At 65.4% G+C, this 16,043-nt stretch carries 13 protein-coding genes and 1 pseudogene; all 14 read right to left on the bottom strand.

The features are described from left to right. On the bottom strand, positions 1 to 609 hold a 609-nt coding region (locus tag ABZE94_RS13420; protein ID WP_372876014.1), incomplete at its 3' end, for a carbohydrate porin. Positions 610 to 771: 162 nt separating this feature from the next. Then, positions 772 to 2,436, bottom strand: coding sequence for a glucose-6-phosphate isomerase (gene pgi, locus ABZE94_RS13425; protein ID WP_372876015.1), 1,665 nt, complete (start codon positions 2,434 to 2,436; stop codon positions 772 to 774). A gap of 28 nt (positions 2,437 to 2,464) precedes the next feature. Next, positions 2,465 to 3,406, bottom strand: a complete 942-nt coding sequence (locus tag ABZE94_RS13430; RefSeq protein WP_372876016.1) for a carbohydrate kinase — start codon at positions 3,404 to 3,406, stop codon at positions 2,465 to 2,467. Positions 3,407 to 3,476: 70 nt separating this feature from the next. Next, positions 3,477 to 4,961 carry a xylulokinase gene (gene xylB / locus ABZE94_RS13435; protein WP_372876017.1) on the bottom strand — a complete coding sequence of 495 codons (1,485 nt, stop codon included), beginning with the start codon at positions 4,959 to 4,961 and terminating at the stop codon, positions 3,477 to 3,479. A gap of 2 nt (positions 4,962 to 4,963) precedes the next feature. Then, positions 4,964 to 7,000 carry a transketolase gene (tkt, locus tag ABZE94_RS13440; protein ID WP_372876018.1) on the bottom strand — a complete coding sequence of 679 codons (2,037 nt, stop codon included), beginning with the start codon at positions 6,998 to 7,000 and terminating at the stop codon, positions 4,964 to 4,966. Further along, positions 6,997 to 7,965, bottom strand: a complete 969-nt coding sequence (gene tal, locus ABZE94_RS13445; protein ID WP_372876019.1) for a transaldolase — start codon at positions 7,963 to 7,965, stop codon at positions 6,997 to 6,999. Before tal ends, tkt begins: the two co-directional genes overlap by 4 nt. After that, positions 7,950 to 8,636, bottom strand: a complete 687-nt coding sequence (locus ABZE94_RS13450) for an HAD family hydrolase (RefSeq protein ID WP_372876020.1) — start codon at positions 8,634 to 8,636, stop codon at positions 7,950 to 7,952. The genes tal and ABZE94_RS13450 overlap by 16 nt, the downstream gene beginning before the upstream one ends. Further along, positions 8,636 to 10,111 (bottom strand): mannitol dehydrogenase family protein, encoded by a 1,476-nt coding sequence (locus tag ABZE94_RS13455; protein WP_372876021.1) that lies wholly within the window; start codon positions 10,109 to 10,111, stop codon positions 8,636 to 8,638. Before ABZE94_RS13455 ends, ABZE94_RS13450 begins: the two co-directional genes overlap by 1 nt. Before the next feature lie 85 nt (positions 10,112 to 10,196). After that, complete coding sequence (locus ABZE94_RS13460; protein ID WP_372876022.1) at positions 10,197 to 11,300, bottom strand: ABC transporter ATP-binding protein; 1,104 nt, start codon at positions 11,298 to 11,300, stop codon at positions 10,197 to 10,199. A 15-nt stretch (positions 11,301 to 11,315) separates the two neighbouring features. Further along, positions 11,316 to 12,149, bottom strand: coding sequence for a carbohydrate ABC transporter permease (locus ABZE94_RS13465; RefSeq protein ID WP_318951306.1), 834 nt, complete (start codon positions 12,147 to 12,149; stop codon positions 11,316 to 11,318). A gap of 10 nt (positions 12,150 to 12,159) precedes the next feature. Next, the gene (locus ABZE94_RS13470; RefSeq protein ID WP_372876023.1) at positions 12,160 to 13,086 is read right to left on the bottom strand and encodes a carbohydrate ABC transporter permease; all 927 of its coding nucleotides are present in this window, start codon (positions 13,084 to 13,086) and stop codon (positions 12,160 to 12,162) included. A gap of 90 nt (positions 13,087 to 13,176) precedes the next feature. Continuing rightward, the gene (locus tag ABZE94_RS13475) at positions 13,177 to 14,487 is read right to left on the bottom strand and encodes a sugar ABC transporter substrate-binding protein (RefSeq protein WP_372876024.1); all 1,311 of its coding nucleotides are present in this window, start codon (positions 14,485 to 14,487) and stop codon (positions 13,177 to 13,179) included. A gap of 230 nt (positions 14,488 to 14,717) precedes the next feature. Next, the gene (locus tag ABZE94_RS13480; RefSeq protein ID WP_372876025.1) at positions 14,718 to 15,623 is read right to left on the bottom strand and encodes a helix-turn-helix domain-containing protein; all 906 of its coding nucleotides are present in this window, start codon (positions 15,621 to 15,623) and stop codon (positions 14,718 to 14,720) included. Positions 15,624 to 15,815: 192 nt separating this feature from the next. Next, positions 15,816 to 16,043: pseudogene (locus ABZE94_RS13485) on the bottom strand (glucose-6-phosphate isomerase); the annotation flags it as partial.

Below are 16,043 nucleotides of genomic sequence, written 5' to 3' on the forward strand. Positions count from 1 at the left end.
ATTGGTCTGGAAGCCGGCGACGTTGAAATCGTGACGGTTGATGTATTCCTTCTGGAACACGCTGTCCTTGCGCGAAAAGGCGTAGCTGTACTTCAGCCCGCCCAGCTCGTAGTCCTCGATACCGGCACCGGTGGCGCTCTGGTTCCAGTAGAAGAAGTCGGAGATATGGATGTCGTTGCGCTTGTAGAAGCGCCGCCCAGCCCACAGCGAACCGCCATTGAGCGCCGGCACCTTGCTCCATTCGACGTATGCCTGATTGATCCGGGAAAAGCCATGTTCACCGGTGAACTCGGGGGTATGGCCATACTCGTTGAACAGCTGCGCCATGCCCTCGACGCTGATCACCGAGCCATCGTCCAGGGTCAGCAGATCCTGGCGCAGATCCAGCTCCGAGTACTGCTCGCACTCGTTGCCCAGGCGGTATTTCGACGGCGCGCCGGGCAACTGGAAGCATGACTGGCTGCCATTGCCGTCCGCACTACCGGCGCCGCTGCGTACATAGCCAGTGAACTCCAATGCCTGGGCCTGAGGCAAGGCCAGACCGAGGGCCAAGGCCAGCAGACAGGGTGCGCCGCGCTGCGATGACTGAGGGTTGAGACTGATCTTCATGGTTGCTCCTGATTGTTTTTATTGTGTGAGGTACTGCGGTTAACCGCCCAAGGGCGGATTCTGTGAGGTTATTGCTGCGCGCAGCTGCCCCTGCCGAGCGGGTTAACCGGCCGGACTGAGGGTTGGCGGGACGCGCTTTACCGCCGCCCTGGCGGCGTCCGGTCAGCCGCGATGACGGCCGCGGAAGAAGTCGATCAGGCCCTGAGTCGAGCCGTCCTCGGCAGCGTCTTTCGCGCTGCCGACCAGCCGCGCATAGACGCCCTGGCCCAGCTGCTTGCCCAGCTCCACGCCCCACTGGTCGAAGGCGTTGGTGCCCCAGATCGCGCTCTGGGCGAACACCTTGTGCTCGTACAGGGCGATCAAGGCGCCCAGGCGTCCCGGGCTGACCCGCTCGAGCACCAGGGTGTTGCTCGGCCGGTTGCCGGGGATCACCTTGTGCGGCGCCAGGCGCTGCACCTGGTCGTCACCGAGGCCCTGACTGCGCAGCTCGGCTTCGGCTTCGTCGCGGGATTTGCCGAGCATCAGCGCCTGGCTCTGCGACAGGCAGTTGGCGAACAGCCACTGGTGGTGGTCGGCGACCGGGTTGTAGCTGCTCACCGGCACGATGAAATCCGCCGGGATCAGCTGGGTGCCCTGGTGCAGCAACTGGTGATAGGCGTGCTGGCCGTTGCAGCCGACGCCGCCCCAGATCACCGGGCCGCTGGCCGTGGTCACCGGACTGCCGTCCTGGCGCACGCGCTTGCCGTTGGACTCCATGTCCAGCTGCTGCAGGTGCTTGGTGATGTTCCTCAGGTAATGGTCGTAGGGCAGGATCGCGTGGCTCTGCGCGCCCCAGAAATTGCCGTACCAGATGCCCAGCAAGGCCAGCAGCACCGGCATGTTGCGTTCGAAGGGCGCGCTCTGGAAGTGCTCGTCCATGCGGTAGGCGCCGGCCAGCAGCTCCTTGAAGTTGGAGATGCCGATCGACATGGCGATCGGCAGGCCGATGGCCGACCACAGCGAGTAGCGCCCGCCGACCCAGTCCCACATCGGCAGAATGTTCTCCTCGCGGATGCCGAACGCCATGGCCGCCTCACGGTTGCTCGATACCGCCATGAAGTGCCGGTGCAACTCGCCCTCGCTGCCGCCCTGGGCCAGGTACCAGCTGCGCGCGGCCTGGGCGTTCTTCAGGGTTTCCAGGGTGTTGAAGGTCTTCGACGAGACGATGAACAGGGTGGTTTCGGCGTGCAGCTTGGCCGCCAGCTCGTGGAACGAGCTGCCGTCGATATTGGCCAGGTAATGGCAGCGCACGCCGCGCTGGGCGAACGGCAGCAGCGCCTCGGACACCAGCTGCGGGCCGAGGAAGGAGCCGCCGATGCCGATGTTGACCACGTCGGTGATCGGCTTTTCCGTGTAGCCGCGCCACAGGCCGTTGTGCACCTTGCCGACCAGCTCGCTCATGCGGTTGAGCACGCGCTGCACCTCGGGCATCACGTCGATGCCGTCGACCCGCACCCGGTCGCCGATCGGCCGGCGCAGGGCGGTGTGCAGCGCCGGGCGCTGTTCCGAACCATTGACCAGGGCGCCGTCGAACAAGCCCTCGATCGCCTGCGGCAGTCCCGCCTCCCTGGCCAGGCCGACCAGCAGCTCGCGGCTCCGAGTGTCGATCAGGTTCTTCGAGTAGTCGAGAAACAGCCCGCAGTCGTTCAGCGAGAACTTGGCGAAGCGCTGCGGATCCTCGGCGAAGGCCTGACGCAGACTGAAATCGTCGAGCTGCTCGCGGTGCGCGGCGAGGGCCTGCCAACTGGCCAGGCGGGTGACGTCGGATGATGAGGCAGAGTGCGGCATAGCGGCTCCTGAGGGGCGAGGCAGTTAATCAGAACGCGTCGAGTTCGTGCCCATAGGGCAGATCCGGGCCGACCCGCGAACAGGTCAGCGCCGCGGCCCCGACCGCCAGCCCGAGCATGGCGTCGAGCTGTTCGCGGGAAATCCCGGCCAGCCCCGACGGGCTGTCCAGGCCGTGGCGGGCCAGATAGCTGAGCAGCGCGGCCTGGAAGGTATCGCCAGCGCCGACCGTGTCGCGGGTCTGCACCGCAACAGCCGGCACCGACCAGTGGCCATGGCTGCGGCTGTGCACGCTGGCACCGTCGCCGCCATGGGTCAGGCACACCAGCTGGCAGCGCTGGCCGAGCCAACGCCTGGCCACCGCCTGCGGGTCTTGGTCAGGGTAGAGCAACTGCAGGTCCTCCTCGCTGACCTTGATCAGGTGGGCGTGGGCGGCGAAGGCCTCGATACGCCGACGCCACACTTGGATATCCGGCTCGACGTTGAGCCGCACGTTGGGGTCGAGGCTGATCAGGCGCCGCTCGCATTCGCGGCCGACCAGCTCGAACAGGGTGTCGGCGACCGGGGTGACCACCAGCGAGTAGGAGCCGACATGCAGGCCACGCACCCGCGCATCCAATGCGGGCAGGTGCTCGCGGCGCAGCTGGCGGTCGGCGCAGCCCTCGCCGCGGAAGCTGTACTGCGGCGAGCCCTGGGCATCCACGCCGACCATGGCCAGGGTGGTCGGCGCGTCGCTGGCGATCAGGTAATCGCCGCACACTCCCTCCTCGGCCAATACCTGGCGCAGGCGGGCGCCGAGGTAGTCGCTGGAGATACCGGTGAACAGCGCCGCATCGCTGCCGAGGCGGCGCAGGCCGACCGCGACGTTAAAGGGCGAGCCGCCGGCCAGCGCCTTGAAGTCCAGCTCGCTGCTGCGCGCGCCGGGTTCCAGGCTGAAAAAATCGAACAGGGCTTCGCCACACACCAGGTACATAACTATCTCCGCATCAGAGTGAGGCGCGCATGCGCCGGATTCAGCTTCGTCCGCCAGGCCGGCCGGGCGCTTATGGCAACTGCGCCACCTGCTCGCGATAGCGCTGGTACACCTGCTCGTAGCGCGCGCTGCGCTCGGGATCCGGCAGGGTTTCGCTGCTGGCATCGAGGCTGACGCAGGTGGCACACAGCTCGTCCAGGCCGGTGTCGCGGCCCTGCTCATGGGCCAGACTCCAGGCCGCCTGGATCGCCGCACCCAGGGCCGCCGCCTCGGTATGCCGCGGGCAGACCAGCGGGGTGGCCATGATGTCGGCGACGATCTGCCGCCATATCGGGCTTTTCGCACCGCCACCGATCAAGCGGATGCTGCGGCTCTCGATACCGCTGGCGCGCAACAGATCGAGGCCATAACGCAGGCCGAAGCTGGTGCCCTCGACCACAGCCCGGCAGAGGTTGGCGCGGGTCAGGTTGTCGCTGGTCATGCCGACCAGGCTGGCGCTGGCATTCGGCAAGGCCGGCACCCGTTCGCCATTGAGGAACGGCAACATCAACACCCCTTCGGCGCCAATCGGCGCTTGTGCCACCAGGGCACCGAAGCTGGCCAGGTCCAGCTCCAGCAATTGCTGGATGGCGCCAGTGGCGTTGGTCAGGTTCATGGTGCAAATCAACGGCAGCCAGCCGCCGGAGGACGAGCAGAAACTGGCGACCTGTGGGTGCGGGCTGACCTGCGGCTGCTCGGCATAGGCGTACAGGGTGCCGGATGTGCCCAGGCTCATGGTGATCGCACCCGGACGGATGTTGCCGGTACCGATGGCACCCATCATGTTGTCGCCACCGCCGCTGGCCACCAGCGCACTCGGGTTGAGCCCCAGGCGCTGGGCGACTTGCGGACGCAGCGGGCCGAGACAACGACCGGATTCGACGAGCTCCGGCAGGGCCGCCACCAAGCGCCCCGACGGATCGATATGCTCGAGCAAGGCGGTGTCCCAGCAGCGCCGGCGCACATCGAAATAGCCGGTGCCGGAAGCATCGCCATACTCGCTGCAGCAACGGCCGCTCAACCAGTAGTTGAGGTAGTCGTGGGGCAGCAGGATATGGGCGATGCGAGCGAAGACGTCAGGGTGCTGCTCCTGGGTCCAGAGCAGTTTGGACACCGTGTAACCCGGGGCGATGGCCACGCCCAGACGCTCCAGCGAACCCGCCTCACCACCGAGGTAGTCGAGCAGGCGCCGATTCTGCGGCGCCGATTCGGTATCGCACCACAACTTGGCCGGCCGCAGCACCTCGCCCTGCTCATCGAGCAACACCAGGCCGTGCTGTTGGCCGGACACGCCGACACCAAGAATGGCGCTGCCGGGTACCCCGGCCTGCTTCAGGGCGGCGCGGGTGGCCTGCTCACACGCCAGCAGCCAATCGGCTGGATGCTGCTCGCGCTTGCCGTTGGTAGCGCTAATCAGCCGGTGCGCGGCACTGCCTTCGCCGAGCACCCGACCGCTGTCGGCGTCCAGCACCAGCGCCTTGGTGCCCTGGGTTCCGCAATCGATGCCCAAGTACATGCTTAGGTCCTCCCGTCCAATCGGGCCAGCACGACCTGCGCCTCGGTCTCCACCCGTTCGATCGTGAAGCCGAAGTGGGCGAACAGGTCTGCCGCCGGTGCCGATTCTCCGAAGGTGGACATGCCAATCACCGCGCCATCGAGGCCGACCCAGCGATACCAGCCGTCCGGCTGGGCCATCTCGATCGCCACCCGCGCGCGTACCGCCGGCGGCAGCACCGCATCGCGGTAGGCCGCATCCTGCTGCGCGAAACGCTCGACGCAAGGCAACGACAGCACCCGCACTGCCAGGCCTTTGCCTGCCAGTCGCTTGGCTGCTGCCAGTGCCAGCGCCACTTCGGAGCCAGTAGCCAGCAGAATCAACTGCGGGACTCCCGTACAGTCGCTCAAGATATAGCCGCCACGGCTGATGTCGCCAAGCTGCTGCTCATCCCGTGGCTGCGCCGGCAGGTTCTGCCGCGAGAGCACCAGCGCGCTCGGGCCGTCGGTTCGCTCCAATGCGCTGCACCAGGCGGCGGCGGTTTCGGTCGCATCGCAGGGGCGCCAGGTGTCCAGATTCGGCGTCTGACGCAGACTGGCGATTTGCTCGATTGGCTGATGAGTCGGGCCGTCCTCGCCGAGGCCGATGGAGTCGTGGGTATAGACGAAGATGCTACGGATCCCCATCAGCGCCGCCATGCGCACGGCGTTGCGGGCGTACTCCATGAACATCAGGAAGGTACCGCCATACGGAACGAAACCGCCGTGCAGCGCCAGGCCGTTCATGATCGCGCTCATACCGAACTCGCGTACACCGTAATGGATATAGTTGCCCCCCGCGATTTCGGCCGAGACGGCTTGCGAACCGGACCACTGCGTCAGGTTGGACGGAGCCAGGTCCGCCGAGCCGCCCAGCAGCTCTGGCAACACGGGCCCCAGCGCCTCCAGCACCTGCTGCGAGCTCTTGCGGGTCGCCAGAGTCCGGCTCTGCTGCTGGCAGTTACGCAGCAGCTCCTGGCTTAACGTCTTCCAGTTCGCCGGCAGTTCGCCGGCCTCGCGCCGCTCGAATTCGGCGGCCAGCAGCGGATGAGCCGCGCGATAGGCCTCGAAACGCTGCAGCCAGTCCCGCTCAAGGCCAGCACCGGCGTCGCGCCTGTCCCAAGCCGCCCGGATATCGTCGGGCACCTCGAAGGGCGCATACGGCCAGCCCAGCGCCTCACGGGTCGCGGCGATCTCATCATCGCCCAACGGGGCGCCGTGGCAGTCGTGGCTGCCGGCCTTGTTCGGCGAGCCGAAGCCGATAGTGGTGCGGCAGCAAATCAGGCTCGGGCGAGCGCTCTGCTTGGCTTCCTGCACCGCGGCGTCGATGCTTGCAGCGTCGTGGCCGTCGACCGCCTCGATCACGTGCCAGCCATAGGCGCGGAATCTTGCCGGGGTGTCGTCGCTGAACCAGCCTTCGACCTCACCGTCAATGGAGATGCCGTTGTCGTCGTAGAACACGATCAACTTGTCGAGCCCCAGCGTGCCCGCCAGCGAGCAGACCTCGTGGGATATCCCCTCCATCAGGCAACCGTCGCCGACAAAGGCGTAGGTGTGGTGATTGACGATGGCGTGGCCGGGGCGGTTGAACTGTCCCGCCAAAGTCCGTTCGGCGAGTGCTAGGCCGACGGCATTGGCGAGCCCCTGACCGAGCGGGCCGGTGGTGGTCTCGACACCGGCGGTGTAGCCGTATTCGGGGTGGCCGGGGGTCTTCGAGTGCAGCTGCCGGAAGCGCTTGAGTTCGTCGAGCGGCAGGTCGTAACCGCTCAGGTGAAGCAGGCTATAGAGCAGCATCGATCCGTGGCCGTTGGACAGCACGAAGCGGTCGCGGTCGGGCCAGTCCGGGTTGGCCGGGTTATGACGCAGGTGGTCTCGCCAGAGCACCTCGGCGATATCGGCCATGCCCATCGGCGCGCCAGGGTGGCCGGAGTTGGCGCGCTGCACCGCGTCCATGCTCAGGGCCCGGACGGCGTTGGCCAGGGTGCGGCGGTTCAGTTTGTTGCAGGCTTCGGGAGCATTCATGCGGCACTCCCGACCAGGCGCTCGCGCAGCAGCGCTTCAAGTTTGCGTTGATCCGCTTCGAAGCCGCGGATGCCTTCGGCCAGTTTCTCGGTCGCCATGGCGTCCTCGTTAAGCTGCCAACGGAACTCGGCTTCCGAGATCGGAGCCGGACGCTCGGCGCGCTCGCCGCTGTCGGACAGCACTCGCTCCATCCTGTTTCCGGCGCCAGCTAGCTCCTCAAGCAGCGCGGGGCTGATGGTCAGGCGGTCGCAACCGGCCAGCGCGCGGATCTCCCCGCTGTTGCGGAAGCTCGCGCCCATTACCACGGTGGCGTAGCCGTGGCGGCGGAAATAGCGATAGATCTCCCGCACTTGCAGGACACCCGGTTCCTCGTCGGGGGCGTAGTCCGTTCCGGGATTGGCCTTGCGGAACCAGTCGAGGATGCGACCGACGAATGGCGAGATCAGGAAGGCACCCGCCTCGGCGCAGGCGCGGGCCTGGGCGAAGCTGAAGACCAGCGTCAGGTTGCACTCGATGCCCTCGCGTTCCAGCACCTCGGCGGCACGAATGCCCTCCCAGGTGGAGGCGAGCTTGATCAGGATCCGCTCGCGGTTGATTCCGGCCTCTTCGTACAGGGCCACCAGCCGGCGCGCCTTGGCGATGCTGGCATCCTTGTCGAACGACAGCCGAGCATTGACTTCGGTCGAGACCCGGCCGGGGACATGGTTGAGAATCAGACCGCCCATCGCCACCACCAGACGGTCGCAGGCTTCGTCGACGGCTTCTTCCCGCGTGCCATTATGCTCACGCACCGCGGCGACGATTTCGTCGAGCAGCGCGTCGTACTGACCCGACTGCACCCCCTTGAGGATCAACGACGGGTTGGTGGTGGCATCCTGGGGCACGAAGCGGCGGATGGCGTCGAGGTCACCGGTGTCGGCGACGACGGTACTCAGCCTTTTAAGTTGTTCTAACGAACTGGGCATGATGTCTCCTGTTGTTCTGTGCGTGCCAGCCGGCACTCGGCCTGCAGCTCGGCCAAACTGTCGTGCAGGTTGAGGTGAATCCGATCGGCGATGCTGAATTGTTGTGGCGCCGGGTGGCCGGCGTCCGGCACCGCGGTCACGACCATACCGGCGGCCCGCGCGGCAATAACACCGTTGACCGAGTCCTCCCACACGCGACATTGAGCAGGGTCGGCACTGAGACACATTGCGACCCGTTCGAAGACGGCCGGATGGGGCTTGGACCGCGGCACTTGATTACCGCTAACCAGCACCCCTATCGGCAGGGAATGTCGCTCGACGACCGCCTCGATGAAGGCCAGCGGGGAAGACGAGGCGATGGCTGTCGGAATTTTCTGCTTGGCAAGCCAGTCGATCAGCTCCCGCGCTCCGGGCATCAGCGGTGCGTCGGTGATGGCCTCCAACATCCTGCCGAGCAACTGGTCGAGCAGCGCGTTTGCGTCGACACCCCGGTCGGCATGCCAGGCGGCCATGGCCTGACAGAAGTCACGGCTACTACGCCCCCGAAAGGCGTGAAGCTGCGAATCGCTCAGACAGACGTCGAAAAGCTCCCGCATCAGGTCCCTCTGCGCGGCCATCCAGACGGGCTCCGAATCGATCAGCAGCCCGTCCATATCGAAAATCGCAAACATCATTGGGCCATCGTCAGCTCGAGGGTGGCCCGGACGCCCAGCGTCTGCAGGCGCTCGAGTTGCAGCCGGAAGGCCTCGACAAAGGCGGCGGACTCGGGAATCCTGCGGCCGAACACCTCGTCCATCGCGAGAAAGCGCTCAACCTGGTCGTCGCCCGGACGGGCCGCCTGCTGCACCTGCGCACTGCAGGGATCGCCGACCTCGAAGGGATTGCCGTGCTGGTCGATCCCCGTCTGGTACTGGCACCAGGCGGCCACGATCAGTGCCGTGCGGTGCAACGGTACGCCCGCCTCGATCTGTTTGAGCAAGGTCGGCAGCACGAACTTCGGCAGCCGGGACGAGCCGTCATAACCGATGCGGCTCAGCTGATCGCAGATGCCGGTGTTGGAGAAGCGCTCGATTAGGCTGTCCTTGTACGCCTCCAGGTCGATCCCCGGCGCCTCCTTCAGATAGGACGTGACGTCCTTATCCATGTAGGCGCGTACATATTCGCGCAGCTGCTCGTCCTGCATGGTCTCGTGGGCGTAGCGATGGCCCAGCATGGCGCCAAGGTAAGCGAGCGCCTGGTGACCGCCGTTGAGCAGCTTGATCTTCATCTCCTCGTAGGGCGTGACGTCGTCGGTGAACTGCACGCCGACCTTTTCCCAGGCGGGGCGGCCAGCGACGAACTTGTCCTCCAGCACCCACTGCACGAAGGGCTCGCAGACCACTGGCCAGGCGTCGTCGAGACCATGCTCGACGGCCAACTGCTGACGGTGCGCGGCGCTGGTCATCGGCGTGATGCGGTCGACCATGGCATTGGGGAAGCTGACGTTGGCCTCGATCCAGACGGCCAGCTCGGGGTCGGCCAAACGGGCGAAACCGAGCAGCGCCTTGCGGGTCACCGCGCCGTTGTGCGGCAGGTTATCGCAGGACATCAGGGTGAAGGCCGCGGTGCCCGCGGCGCGGCGTCGGCCCAGGGCGGCGCAGAGAAAGCCGAACACGCTGCGCGGCGCCTCGGGATGGGCCAGGTCGTACTGGATCTGCGGCAGCTCGGCGCGGAATTCGCCGCTGCTGTCGTCAATGCAGTAACCGCCTTCGGTGATGGTCAGCGAGACGATGCGGATCGCCGGATCGGCCAGCTTGTCGATCAGCGCCTGGGCGCAATCCTCGGCCAGCAGCATGCCGCTGATCGCACCGATCACCCGCACCGGCAGACCCGGCCGGTCGCCGAGTTCGACCAGGGTATAGAGGTAGTCCTGGGCGGCCAGGGCATCGCGCATGGCGCGGTCCTCGGCGCGCAGGCCGACGCCGCAGATGCTCCAGTCCAGCGCCTCGCCCTGGTTCATCAGGGCATCGGTGTAGACCGCCTGATGGGCGCGGTGAAAGCCGCCGACGCCGATATGGACGATGCCCTGACGAGTCGCTGCGGGCTGATAAGTAGGCAGCGCGATAGCGCCGCCGAGCAGCGGAAGATGCTGGCGATTGAGTTTCATCGGTAGTCCTGGGTGGTCGGTTTACGCCCCAACAGGCCGTTGAAAAACGACCTGCGTGGGCGATCCTGCATTTTTCAACGGCCTGTTAAGCGGCCTGCTGCAGTCGTTTGCCGATGGCCTGGCCGTCGGCGTCGAACAGGTGGCAATGCGCGGGCTCGAAGGCCAGTTCCAGCGCCTCGCCATAGCCCGGAGAAAAATCGCCGCGCACGCGCACGGTGAGCATTTCCCCGGAATGGCTGCGCACATGGCAGAAGGTATCGCTGCCCAGGCGCTCGCTGACATCGGCGATGACCTGCATGCGGCCCTGGCCGGCGGCCACCACATTGAGGTGCTCGGGCCGCACGCCGAGAGTCACCGGGCTGCCGATCGCCAGATGCCCGGCGCTCTGCGCCAGGGGCACCCGCGCGCCGCTTTCCAGCTGTACCTCGCAGCCCGTCGCGTCGCAGCGGCTGACGACACCGCGCAGAAAGCCCATCTTCGGCGTACCGAGGAAGCCGGCGACGAACAGGTTGGCCGGGTGGTGATAGAGCTCCAGCGGCGAGCCGACCTGCTCGACCCGACCGCCGTTGAGCACCACCACCTTGTCGGCCAGGGTCATGGCTTCGACCTGATCGTGGGTCACGTAGATCATGGTCGCCTGCAGATCCTTATGCAGCCGCGCCAGCTCCAGGCGGGTCTGCACGCGCAGGGCGGCGTCGAGGTTGGACAGCGGCTCGTCGAACAGGAAGATCTTCGGGTTGCGCACGATGGCGCGGCCGATCGCCACGCGCTGGCGCTGGCCGCCGGAGAGCTGCTTGGGCTTGCGCTCGAGCAGCGGCGCCAGCTCGAGAATGCGCGCGGCATTGCCGACCTTTTCCTGCACCTCGCTTTTCGCCACACCGGCCAGGTCGAGGGCGAAGGACAGGTTCTTGCGCACGGTCATGTGCGGGTAGAGCGCGTAGGTCTGGAACACCATGGCCAGGTCGCGCTTGGCCGGGGCCATGTCGGTGATGTCCTTGCCATCCAGTTCGATGGTGCCGCCGCTGACTTCCTCCAGGCCGGCGATCAGGCGCAGCAGGGTGGACTTGCCACAGCCGGACGGACCGACGAACACCACGAACTCGCGGTCGCGAATATCCAGGTCGACACCCTGAATGATGGCGGTGCCGTCGAAGCCTTTTTTCAGGTTGCGGATCTTCAGATCAGCCATGAACGTATCCTCTTGTTATTTGACAGCGCCGAACGACAGGCCACGCACCAGCTGCTTCTGGCTGATCCAGCCGAAGATCAGGATGGGCGCACAGGCGAGGGTGGAAACGGCGGAGAGCTTGGCCCAGAACAGCCCTTCGGGGCTGGAATAGGAAGCGACCAGGGCGGTCAGTGGCGCGGCGGCCGAGCTGGTCAGATTGAGCGACCAGAAGGCCTCGTTCCAGCACAGGATCAACGACAGCAGCATGGTCGAGGCCAGGCCGCCGCGGGCGATCGGCAGCAGCACGCGGACGATTTCCTGCCAGGTGGTGGCGCCGTCCAGGCGCGCCGCCTCGAGGATGTCGACCGGGATGTCCTTGAAGTAGGTGTAGATCATCCACACCACGATCGGCAGGTTGATCAGGGTGTAGATGACGATCAGGGTGATGCGCGAGTCGAGCAGGCCCATGCTCTTGGCGATCAGGTAGATCGGCATGAGCACGCCCACCGGCGGCAGCATCTTGGTCGACAGCATCCACAGCAGCGTGCGCTTGGTGTGGCGGGTTTCGAAGAAGGCCATGGAGTAGGCCGCCGGCACCGCGATCAGCATGCACAGGATGGTTGCGGCGAAGGAGATCAGCACCGAGTTCCAGGCGAAACTGAAGTAGTCGCTGCGCTCGTTGATCAGCAGGTAGTTCTCCAGGGTCGGGCTGAAGAAGAACTGCGGCGGCATGGCGATGGCATCGATCTCGGTCTTCAGGCTGGTGAGGATCATCCACAGAATCGGGAAGAAGATCAGCGCGGCGATGGCCCAGGCCAGGGTGCCGAGCAGCACACTGTGCAGGCGGCGGGATTGTTTCAGGGTCAGCATGGTCATGGCCTCATTTCTGCTCTGTGAGGTTCTTGCCGATCATCCGGATCAGCACGATTGCCGCGATATTGGCGATCACCACCGCGATCAGGCCGCCGGCCGAGGCCATGCCGACATCGAACTGCAGCAGCGCCTGGTTGTAGATCAGGTAGGCGAGATTGGTCGACTCGTAGCCCGGGCCACCGCCGGTAGTGGTGAAGATTTCGGCGAACACCGAGAGCAGGAAGATGGTTTCGATCATCACCACCACGGCGATCGGCCGGGCCAGGTGCGGCAGGGTCAGGTGCCAGAAGATCGCCACCGGACCGGCGCCATCGAGACGCGCGGCTTCCTTCTGCTCCTGGTCCAGCGACTGCATGGCGGTCATCAGAATCAGGATGGCGAACGGCAGCCATTGCCAGGAGACGATCAGGATGATCGAGAACAGCGGGTGCTGGGCCAGCCAGTCCACCGGCTGGGCGCCGAAGAACTTCCAAACGGCGGCGAGAATGCCCGACACCGGGTGAAAGATCAGGTTCTTCCACAGCAGCGCGCTGACCGTCGGCATGATGAAGAACGGCGAGATCAGCATCACCCGCACGATGCCGCGGCCCCAGAATTCACCGGCCTCGAGCAGCGCGGAAATCAGCACGCCGAGCACCACGCTGATCAGCAGCACGCTGCCGACCAGCAACAGGGTATTGCTCGCGCCGGGCATGAAGCCGGCGTCGGTGACGAAGTACTGGAAATTCTCCAGGCCGACGAATTGGTTCTCGCCGGGGTACAGCAGGTTGTAGCGGATCAGCGAGAAGTAAACGGTCATGCCCAGCGGCACGATCATCCACAGCATCAGCAGGGCGACCGAGGGGCTGACCAGAAACCAGCCCGGCTTGAGCGAGCGGCGCTTGGCGGCCACTGGCGCGGGCAGGACGGGAGTGTCGAGGGCCGAGGTGTTCATGGCGGCTCCGTATTGAATCAGGTGAGCGAATGGTCGGGCAGCGGCATGCCGGAGAGCATGCGCGATGCCGGTTCTGTCGATGGCAGTGGGCTACTTCGGATAGCCCGCACGCTTCATTTCGCGCAGCGTCGATTGCTGCGCCGCGGCCAGGGCCTGGTCGACCGTCATGTGCCCGGTCAGGGCAGCGGCGAACTGCTTGCCGACCTGGGTGCCCATGGCCTGGAATTCGGGGATGGTGACCAGCTGGATGCCGACATAGGGCACCGGCTTGAGCGACGGATTGGTCGGGTCGGCCTGCTTCAGTGACTCCAGGGTGACTCTGGCGAAGGGTGCCGCCGCCATATAGGCCTCGCTGTAGGTCGAGGCCCGCGTGCCGGGCGGCACGTTGGCCACGCCGTCCTGCTCGGCGACCAGCTCACCGTACTGCGCGGAGGTGGCCCAGGCGCTGAAGGTCTTGGCCGCATCCTTGGACTTGGAGCTGGTGGGAATCGCCAGCGCCCAGGAATACATCCAGGCTGAGCCCTTGTCGGTCACCTGCTGCGGCGCGTAGGTGAAACCGACCGCGTCGGCGACCTTGCTCTGCGACTCATCGGTAACGAAGGAGCCGGCCACGCTGGCGTCGACCCACATGCCGCACTTGCCGCTGTTGAACAGCGCCAGGTTCTCGTTGAAGCCGTTGCTCGAGGCGCCCGGCGGGCCGTACTTGTTCATGGTGTCGACGTAGAAATTCAGCGCATTTTGCCATTCCTTGCCGTCGAATTCGGGCTGCCACTGCTGATCGAACCAGCGCGCGCCGTAGGCATTGGCCACGGTGGTGATCAGCGCCATGTTCTCGCCCCAGCCGGCCTTGCCGCGCAGGCAGATGCCGTACTGGTCCTGGTCGGGTTTGTGCAGCTTGCTGGCGAACTCGCGCATCTGCTCCCAGGTCGGGCGCTCGGGCATCTCGAGGCCGGCCTGTTCGAACAGGTCGGTGCGGTAATAGGTGATCGAGGATTCGGCGTAGAACGGCAGGGCATAGAGCTTGCCGTTGGCCGACAGGCCATCGCGCACCGAGGGGAAGACATCATCGAGGGCATAATCGGCAGGCAGATCGGTCATCGGCTCCAGCCAGCCTTTCTCGCCCCACAACGCCGCTTCGTACATGCCGATGGTGAGCACGTCGAACTGGCCGCCCTGGGTGGCGATGTCGGTGGTCAGGCGTTGGCGCAGAACGTTTTCCTCGAGCACCACCCACTTGAGGTTGATCTCCGGGTTCTGCGCTTCGAAGGTCTTGGCCAGCCGCTGCATGCGGATCATGTCGCTGTTGTTGACCGTGGCGATGGTCAGGGTTTCGGCGGCCTGGGCAAACGCGGTGAGGGACAGGCATGAGGCGGCAACGAGTGCTTTTACTGAGTGGTTCATGATTTTTGAACTCCACTCCTGCGCCGAGGCGGCTACAGAAGAACGTTTATTGTTTTTGTATTGCTCGGACTGGATTACACCCCCGTACGCCGGCGCGGACAAATCCTTGACCGCACAACAACTGATACTTTTTTGCACTCAGCAGAGGGCCTGCATGGAGGCGAAACCGGCCTATAACCCAGCATAAATGGGCTTTTCAGGGTTTCACGAGAGGAGGACGGCGCGCGAATTCAGTACAGGTTTTGTTCGGTCAATCGCTGCACCACCAGCTTGCGGTAAGCGGATGGCGTCATGCCCTTGAGCTGCTGGAAGCGCCGATTGAAGTTGGAGATATTGCTGAAACCGGACTCGAAGCAGACCTCGGTTACCTGCTTGTCGCTCTTGCTCAGCAGCTCGCAGGCTTTGCTCACCCGCAACCGGTTGACAAACTCGACGAAGCCGCGCCCGGTGGCCTGCTTGAAGAAGCGCGAGAAGTAGGTCGGGGTCATGCCGACGTGCTCGGCGACTTCTTCCTGGCTGAGCTCCTGGGCGTAATGCTGGAAGATGTAATCCACCGCCCGGTTGATCCGCTCGACGTGGTGCTCGTCGGCCAGCTCCGAGGAGGTCACGCCGGAGAGCAACTGGTAATTCTCGGTCGCCGCCAGCTGCTCGAGCAAAATGAAAAAATGCCCCAGGCGGGTCATGCCCTGGCTGTCGGCGATCTTCGCCATCAACTCCCCGGCGGCGCGGATCACCGACGGGTCGTGGAACTCGATGCCGAACGGAGCACGTGCCAACAACGGTGCCAGCCCCTTCAGCTCGGCGAACACCGCGGTGCCACGCTCCAACACCTCGTCGGTGAAGTTGACCAGCATGTCCCGCTTGGCCACCAGCTCGCCTTCGTCCAGCTGGCTGATCCAGTTGTGCGGCAGCCCGGGGCCGGTGAGAAACAGCGTGTTCGGGGAAAAATTGCCGATGTAGTCGCCGATGAACACCTTGCCCGAGCTGGCCGTGATCAGGTGCAGCTCGTATTCCTTGTGGAAATGCCAGCGCACCAGCGGGCAGGGGAAACCATGCTGACGGTAGATCAGCGAATGGCCTTCATGGCCGTCCATCAGCTCGTAAGACGGATCGGGGATGCGGGCGGTGCGGGGCATGGGCGGTGTCGTCAGGTAGCGCTTATAGTCTTGAAGTTTTACCACATCGTGGGCGGCCGCCAAGTACGGAAGGATCACCGGCCGCAGCGGCAGGCCAATCCTCAGGCACTCGGTCTCGCGCCGGCGCTGGACATGTTCACAACCTCAGAGCCTTGCCAGGGCGTGCTTTGCTGCGGCCCCGGCGCTGCCCGATCAGCCGCGATGACGGCCGCGGAAGAAGTCGATCAGGCCCTGGGTCGAACCGTCCTCGGCAGCGCCTTGCTCGCTGCCGACCAGGCGCGCATAGACGCCCTGGCCCAGCTGCTTGCCCAGCTCCACGCCCCACTGGTCGAAGGCGTTGGTGCCCCAGATCGCGCTCTGGGCGAACACCTTGTGTTCGTACAGGGCGATCAAGGCGCCCAGGCGTCCCGGGCTGACCCG

It is taken from the genome of Pseudomonas sp. (assembly GCF_041601375.1).
In the GTDB taxonomy this organism is placed as follows: Bacteria; Pseudomonadota; Gammaproteobacteria; order Pseudomonadales; family Pseudomonadaceae; genus Aquipseudomonas.